At 65.0% G+C, this 7,011-nt stretch carries 4 protein-coding genes; 3 read left to right on the forward strand and 1 reads right to left on the reverse strand.

All coding sequences use genetic code 11. The annotated features are described in order from the left end of the window. Positions 1 to 127: 127 nt before the first annotated feature. Positions 128 to 1,411 carry a hypothetical protein gene (locus HUU94_RS01605; RefSeq protein WP_174273380.1) on the reverse strand — a complete coding sequence of 428 codons (1,284 nt, stop codon included), beginning with the start codon at positions 1,409 to 1,411 and terminating at the stop codon, positions 128 to 130. 492 nt (positions 1,412 to 1,903) lie between these two features. Here HUU94_RS01605 and HUU94_RS01610 point away from each other — a divergent pair, with 492 nt between their 5' ends. From HUU94_RS01610 to HUU94_RS01620, 3 genes are all read left to right on the forward strand, one after another. Further along, the gene (locus tag HUU94_RS01610; RefSeq protein ID WP_174273381.1) at positions 1,904 to 3,415 is read left to right on the forward strand and encodes an ATPase domain-containing protein; all 1,512 of its coding nucleotides are present in this window, start codon (positions 1,904 to 1,906) and stop codon (positions 3,413 to 3,415) included. A 1-nt stretch (position 3,416) separates the two neighbouring features. After that, positions 3,417 to 5,396 carry a PAS domain-containing hybrid sensor histidine kinase/response regulator gene (locus HUU94_RS01615; RefSeq protein ID WP_174273382.1) on the forward strand — a complete coding sequence of 660 codons (1,980 nt, stop codon included), beginning with the start codon at positions 3,417 to 3,419 and terminating at the stop codon, positions 5,394 to 5,396. A 79-nt stretch (positions 5,397 to 5,475) separates the two neighbouring features. Beyond that, on the forward strand, positions 5,476 to 6,828 hold the full coding sequence (locus HUU94_RS01620) for a DUF418 domain-containing protein (protein WP_174273383.1): 1,353 nt from the start codon (positions 5,476 to 5,478) through the stop codon (positions 6,826 to 6,828). The last annotated feature ends 183 nt before the right edge of the window (positions 6,829 to 7,011 follow it).

Genomic DNA, 7,011 nt, shown 5'->3' on the forward strand with positions numbered 1-7,011 from the left:
GTCCGGTTTACGTTGAACTCTCGTCACCCCGGCCTTGAGCCGGGGTCCCGCTGCCTGCCAACGTTGAAGAAGAAGCGGGACCCCGGCTCGAGGCCGGGGTGACGTCTCAGCTTGAATGGGACAGCCTTTAATGCAGGCGGCTTTCATATCCGGTCCGCCGAGCGGCAATTGCCGCGCGGCGCTCCGGCGGCGTCACCCGTGGCAGTCCGGCTATCCTGTCCAGGTCGGCGATGTCGATGACCTTGAAATCCCGGAGCAGATCGCCCTTGGCGGCGCCGGCCGGAAAGCCCTGCCAGCGCAAGATACCATACCCGTCGTGAAGCCCGGCGGTATCGACCCAGTTGGCGACCCCGGGGTCGGTCGGCGCGATCACATAGGTATAGCTGCCGTCCGCGTTCGGCTTCGCCTGCGAGAGGTTGAGGCTGGTCTGATATTTGCGCGCGTCCGATGCGATCATCCATGGGTCGGTGACCTGGATGCCGGTATATCTGGCGCCGCCGCTCGTGGTAGTGATCAGGAGCGCCTTGCCCGGCGCGAGCTTGTAGCGGAAGCCCGCGAGGAAGCCCCACCCGCCATCGCGCGCGATCGGCCCGGCGATCGTATTGGGCTGCAAGCCGCCGACCCATGTCGTGCCGAAAGCGGACCAGAAACGGATATGTGCCGGCAGTTCGGCGATCACGCGGCGGCGCAGCTCGGCCGGATCATAGGGCGCCGGCGGCGCGCCATCGAGCGGACGGATCGTCAGACGGGTGGGGCGCTGGGTCCAGTTCGACAGGCTGTCGCGAATGGCGATCGTCTCGATGCCCGGCGTACCGGCGATGTGATTCGGGCCGTCGGCCTTGCCGCCCAGCGTGACCCGGAAATTGCCGTCCGGAGAGATGACGAGATCGCTATCGGTGAGCATGGCGATCTGGTTGCCCAGGTCGGCATGCTTGGCATTCTGGTCCTTCATCTTGGGGTCGCCGGCTTCGCCCCCGAAGATCTCGATGCTGAACTGCGCAGGCCGGTGCCGGACATCGAACTGGCCGATGATCTCGTAGCGGCGGCGGCCGTCGATCGTCGCGGCACGGTAGATATTGTCGGGATTGTCGCCGGCCATGCCGACTCCGCCCAGCGTGTGCCCGAGCCAGGTTCGCGGCGTATCGTCGGTTCCCCACAGGAATGCCGGGGCCGGGCGATAGCTGGCGAGATGCTTGAAGATCAGCGAGTTGGTCAGTTGCGCGACGGCCTCGTCTATCCGCGCCGCGCCGTCCGCGGTCCGGCCGGTGGGGGTCCTGGCGAGCTCGGCTTTCAGTTGCGATTGAACCGCCTGCAACGCGGGATCGCGGAGCAGCCTCAGCAGCGTCTGCTCGGCATCGATCTGCGCCGACGTGGCGAGGATCGGGCGCGGTGCCACCCCTTTCGCGTTCACGCCGCCGCTGCTCAGCAGGCCGATTCCCGCGGCGATCCAGCATATCTTCCTGCGGGCGGCCTTGAGAGAGCTGCCTCTTGACGTGACCGACATCCTTATTCCCCTTAATCCACCGAGCCGCGACGTCGAGGCCGCGACGGAATGCTGCATGGCGATGCTGATCCTACTCGTTGACTAGGGTATGATCTCAACACAGAAAAATACTACGGAGGTGATAGGGAATCTATGCCGAGCCGAGGTCCGCATGTTTTGCGCCCCCGAAATACCAATCCCTCAATCTGCTAAAGTAGTGGCTGATCTATCTTCCAACGCTTGGTGCGTTTGTCTGATGGAGCTGCACCGCCCACCTGATGACGGGTGCGTCAAAAGTGTCTGAACCACTGCGCGACCAAGCCGTTGAAAGGATCGACGTTGCCCGTCAGAGCATATGTCTTGTGCCGCTTGTATCTAACGCCGTCGCATCGTTGAATTAACTGGAATAGGAATAGCCGGTTGCCAGCCCAAGTTTCTCCCCCCGCGCTTGCATCGATCGGTGTCGTCGGGCTCGACGACATACTCGGCGGGGGTCTTACCCCGCAGCGGATGTACCTCGTAGAAGGGACGCCGGGCACGGGTAAAACGACGCTCGGGCTGGGGTTCCTGCTCGCGGGCGCCGCCGCCGGCGAGACCGGCCTGTACGTCACGCTCGCGGAGACCGAGATCGAGCTCCGCGCGGTCGCGGAGACCCACGGATGGTCGTTGGATCAGCTCGATCTCTTCGAGATGGTCCCGGCCGACGGCCTCGGCGAGGATCAGGAGCAAACTCTGCTCCATCCGAGCGAGGTGGAGCTCGGCGAGACGATCCGCGACATCATGGCCAAGGTGGACGCGGACCAGCCCACGCGCGTCGTGATCGACAGCCTGTCCGAGCTCCGTCTCCTGGCCCAGAGCCCGATCCGATACCGGCGTCAGATCCTGGCGCTCAAGCATTTCTTCTCGACGCGAAGGGTCACCGTTCTGATCCTCGATGACAAGAGTGCTACCGGCAGCGATCTTCAATTGCACAGCATCGCCCATGGCGTCCTCTCGCTCGAACAGACGCTCTCCGGCTTCGGTGCGCAACGTCGACGTCTCCATGTCGTGAAGATGCGGGGCATGCAGTATCGCGGCGGCTTTCACGATTTCGAGATCGCGCGCGGAGGCTTGCGTGTCTATCCGCGATTGGTCGCCTCGGAGCACGGCACTACCTACGATGATGACGTCGTATCCACCGGGTCGGACCAGTTCGACGCGCTGTTGGGCGGCGGGCTGGTTCCCGGCACCGCGACGCTGCTGATCGGACCGGCCGGCGTCGGCAAGACGACGATGGCGGTGCAGTGCATGGTCGCGGCGCTCAAGCGTGGCGACAAAGCGGCCTATTTCCTGTTCGACGAGCGGCTTCCGACGCTTCTGAAGCGCAGCGCGTCGCTCGACATGGACCTCCAGCCCTATATCGACAGCGGGCAGCTCAAGATCAGGGCGATCGATCCGGCCGAGATGTCGCCGGGGGAGTTTGCGAACGCGGTACGCGCCGCCGTCAAGGAAGATGGCGCGCGCGCCATCGTGATCGACAGTCTGAACGCCTATCTCCAATCGATGCCGAACGAGCAGTTTCTCGTCCTGCAAATGCATGAAATGCTGACCTATCTCGGCCAGGAAGGCGTGGTGAGCCTCCTCATCCTGGGCCTCCACGGCGTCATGGGCGACATCCGTCAGGACGTCGATCTGAGCTATCTTTCCGACACCGTGGTGCAGTTGCGCTATTTCGAGGCGCATGGCGAAGTCCGACAGGCGATCTCGGTCATCAAGACCCGGACGTCGCGGCACGAACGCACCATCCGTGAGTTCCAGATCAGCAGGGATGGCCTGGAGGTCGGCGAGCCGCTTCGGGAATTCCAGGGCGTGCTCACGGGCGTTCCGACATTTTCGGGTGAAGGCAAGACGCTGATGGCCAGCAACATGGGCTCGCTGGAGAGCCACGGTTAGAATGGAGGATCGCATCCTGATCCTCGCCCCCAGGGGCCGGGATGCCGCTATCGCCGCCGAACTGCTCGATCGTCATGGGCAGCATTCGCTGGTGTGTGCAGATCAGCAGGAATTGCTGGAGGCGGTTCATGCAGGGGCGGGTGCGATACTTCTTACCGAAGAGGCGCTGGCGGCCGACGATCCCGCGAGGCTCACGGCGTGGGTCTCGGAACAGCCGAAATGGTCCGACATTCCCTTCGTGGTTTTGGCGAACGGCGCCCCCGCGCCACGGTCGGCGGCCGCCACCAAACGTCTCGCGGACCTCGGCAACGTCGTTCTCCTTCAGCGCCCACTTCACGCCGAAGCGATGCTCGGCGCGATCCGATCGGCACTGAAGGCGCGCCGGCGGCAATATGAAGTCCGCGATGCCGCCGAGACGCTGGAACGCGCGGTCGTCGATCGTACCGCCGAGCTGGAAGCGGCGCACGCCAGCCTGGAACTCGCGCTCGAAGCCGCGGGCATGGGAAGCTGGGATATCGATCTGTCCAGCGGCCAGGTCCTCCGAACGCCCCGCCATGACGAGATTTTCGGATATTCGCCGCCACGGTCGCAGTGGGACGTGAAGACCTTCCTCGGCCATGTCGAGGTCGGGCAGCGATCCGATGTCGCGGCCGCTTTCGAAGCCGCGTTGGTCTCAGGCTCGCTGGATGTGGAATGCAACATCAATGCGGCGGACGGCGCGCATCGGTGGATCGTGATAAAGGGCCGCGTCCGCTATGGATCGACCGGCAAGGCCGAGCGGGTGACGGGCGTGGTTTCGGACGTGACCGAGCAGAAGGAAGCGAGCGCGCAACTGGCCCAGGCCCAGAAGATGGACGCGATCGGCCAGTTGACCGGCGGCGTCGCGCACGATTTCAACAATCTGCTGACGCCGATCGTCGGCAGCCTAGATCTCGTCCGCCGGCGGCACAAGGATGACGAGAAGACGCAGCGCGTGATCAGCGGCGCGCTTCAGGCCGCCGAGCGGGCGGCGACGCTTACCCAGCGGCTTCTGTCCTTCGCCCGGCGGCAGGCGCTCCAGCCCAAGGCCGTGGATGTCGGCGCGCTCATCGACGGAATAGTCGATCTGATCCGACGTTCGCTGGGCCCGACGATCACCGTCATCGTCGAGGTGCCCCGCCACCTCCCGTCGGCGCGGGTCGATCCGAACCAGCTCGAACTGGCGTTGCTCAATCTTGCGATCAATGCCCGTGATGCGATGCCGGGCGGCGGGCGGCTGACGCTCACGGCGGCGAAGATGGTGGTCGACGAGCGCAACATGCTCGATCTCAAGCCGGGTAACTTCATACGCCTGGTCGCGGAAGACACGGGGACGGGAATGGATCGAGCCACGCTGGCGCGCGCGGCCGAACCCTTCTTCTCGACCAAGGGTGTCGGCAAGGGCACGGGTCTCGGCCTTTCGATGGTTCATGGCCTCGCCGCACAATCGGAAGGCACGCTTCATCTTCGCAGCGAGCCGGGCGCGGGCACGTCGGTCGAATTGTGGCTGCCCGCGACCAAAGAGGTCGCGAGCGGTGCGGCGCGCCAATTGAGCGAGCCCGTCCCCGCCAGGCGTGCCGCGAAGGTGTTGCTGGTGGACGACGAGGAGCTTGTGCGGTCGGCGACCGCCGACATGCTCCGCGACCTCGGTTATCTCGTCACCGAAGTCGGATCGGGAACCCAGGCCTTGTCCGCCATCCGATCCGGCATCGATGTGGACGTCCTCGTCAGCGACTATCTCATGCCGGGAATGACGGGGGGCGAGCTTATCAACGAACTCCGATCGAACGGCGTGCGGATTCCGACATTGCTGGTGACGGGATATGCGGCCGCCGGCGAGGATGTCCCGCCCGATGTCATGCGGCTCGCGAAACCGTTTCGGCAGGTGGATCTCGCGGACCTGGTCGACGATCTTCTCAAGCGGCGTTCGCACGAGAAGCGACGTTTGAGAGTAGTGGAATAATCCGCGCGATCTGCACGCCTCACCTTGCATTGTAGTATTTGTTCCGGCAGCGTTTTGTCTGGCGGCTGCGGGGGCGGTGATGGCGGATAGGGAATCGGGTGCGACGGTGCAGCTTGCGCCGGTGACGGGGCGGGCGCGGATCGACGTGCTCGATATGCTGCGCGGGATCGCGATCCTCGGCATCTTCTACATGAACATCCCCTTCATGGGCGGAACGGTGCAGGCCGCTTTCGGCGATCCGCGGCTGCAGGGCTGGATGCCGGCCGACCGATGGGCGTGGAGCATTATCGAGGTCGTCGCGGAAGGCACGCAGCGCGGCACGCTGGAGATGCTGTTCGGCGCGGGGATGATGATCCTCACCGCCAAGGCGATGACGCCGACCGGGCCGGTGGCGGTCGCCGATCTCTATATGCGGCGCACGCTCTGGCTGCTGGTGTTCGGGCTGCTCGACGTCTTCGCCCTGCTGTGGCCGGGCGACATCCTCCACACCTATGCGCTCGCGTCGCTGTTCCTGTTCCCGTTCCGCAAGCTGGCGCCCAGGACGCTGCTGATCCTCGGCCTGCTCTGGGGCACGCTCGGCTTCGTCGGCGGCGCGGCCGAATATCCGCAGCGCGTGGCGCTGGTCCACAAGGTGGAGGCGGCGCATGTCGCGCAGGCCGCGCATACGCCGCTGAGCAAGGACCAGAAAGAGGCGCTCGCCGAGTGGGGCAAGAAGCTCGACAAGCTCAGGCTCACCCCCAAGCAGAAGAAGGAGATGGCCGAGGAGGCGAAGGCGCGGCGCGGCGGCTTCCTCGGCTATGCCAAGTGGCTGCACCTGCAATGGATCGATTACGCCAAGAGCGGCGAGCTCTTCTGGGTGCTCGAGGCTTTTTCGACGATGCTGATCGGCGTCGCTCTGTTCAAATGGGGCTTCATCCAGGGGCTCAGCAGCAGCCGCACCTATCTGGTCGCGATGATCGCCGCTTATGCGTTCGGCTTTGGCGCGCGCGCGATGGGCGTGCATGAGCGACTGGCGTTCTGGCCCATTCCCAAGACGATCTGGGCGACCGAGGAATATGCGCGGCTGGCGGTGACGCTGGGGCATATCGCGCTGGTCAACCTGCTCGCCAGGACCAGGGCGGGTTACGCCTTGCTCAGTCCGTTCAAGGCGGCGGGACGCATTGCCTTCTCGCTCTACGTCGCAGAGACGCTGATCGGCATGTGGCTGCTGTTTCCGGGCTTCGGGCTGGGCTTGTGGGACAAGTTCGGCTGGGCGGGGCTCGCGGTTACCGCGACCGTGACGATCGTCGTGCTGCTGATCGCCGCGAACATCTACAGCCGTTATTTCGTGATCGGCCCGCTGGAATGGGCGTGGCGCAGCCTGGCCTATTGCAAGCGCCAGCGCTTCCGCCGGCATGACGAGTCGCCGCCCGCGATCGTGGTAGGGCCTTAGGGTGCGTTTGAAAACGCGCCCTTGGCGCGTTGGCGGCACCGGCCCGCACCCCCACCCGACCTCCCAGTCAGGATACTCTGTGGGAGGTCGGGTGGGGGTGCGGGCCGGTGCCGCCTGAAACTCGCCCTTTCGCGAGTTTCCGAACAACCCAGCGGCTCGATCCGCCGGTGCGGCTTGCCGCGG

The sequence above is a fragment of the Sphingomonas bacterium genome, assembly GCF_903644055.1.
Taxonomy (GTDB): domain Bacteria; phylum Pseudomonadota; class Alphaproteobacteria; order Sphingomonadales; family Sphingomonadaceae; genus Sphingomonas_I.

Bases quoted from the DNA above. Each gene is read 5' to 3' on its own strand.
- HUU94_RS01615 (WP_174273382.1), top strand. From the start codon at position 3,417: ATGGAGGATCGCATCCTGATCCTCGCCCCCAGGGGCCGGGATGCCGCT.
- HUU94_RS01620 (WP_174273383.1), top strand. From the start codon at position 5,476: ATGGCGGATAGGGAATCGGGTGCGACGGTGCAGCTTGCGCCGGTGACG.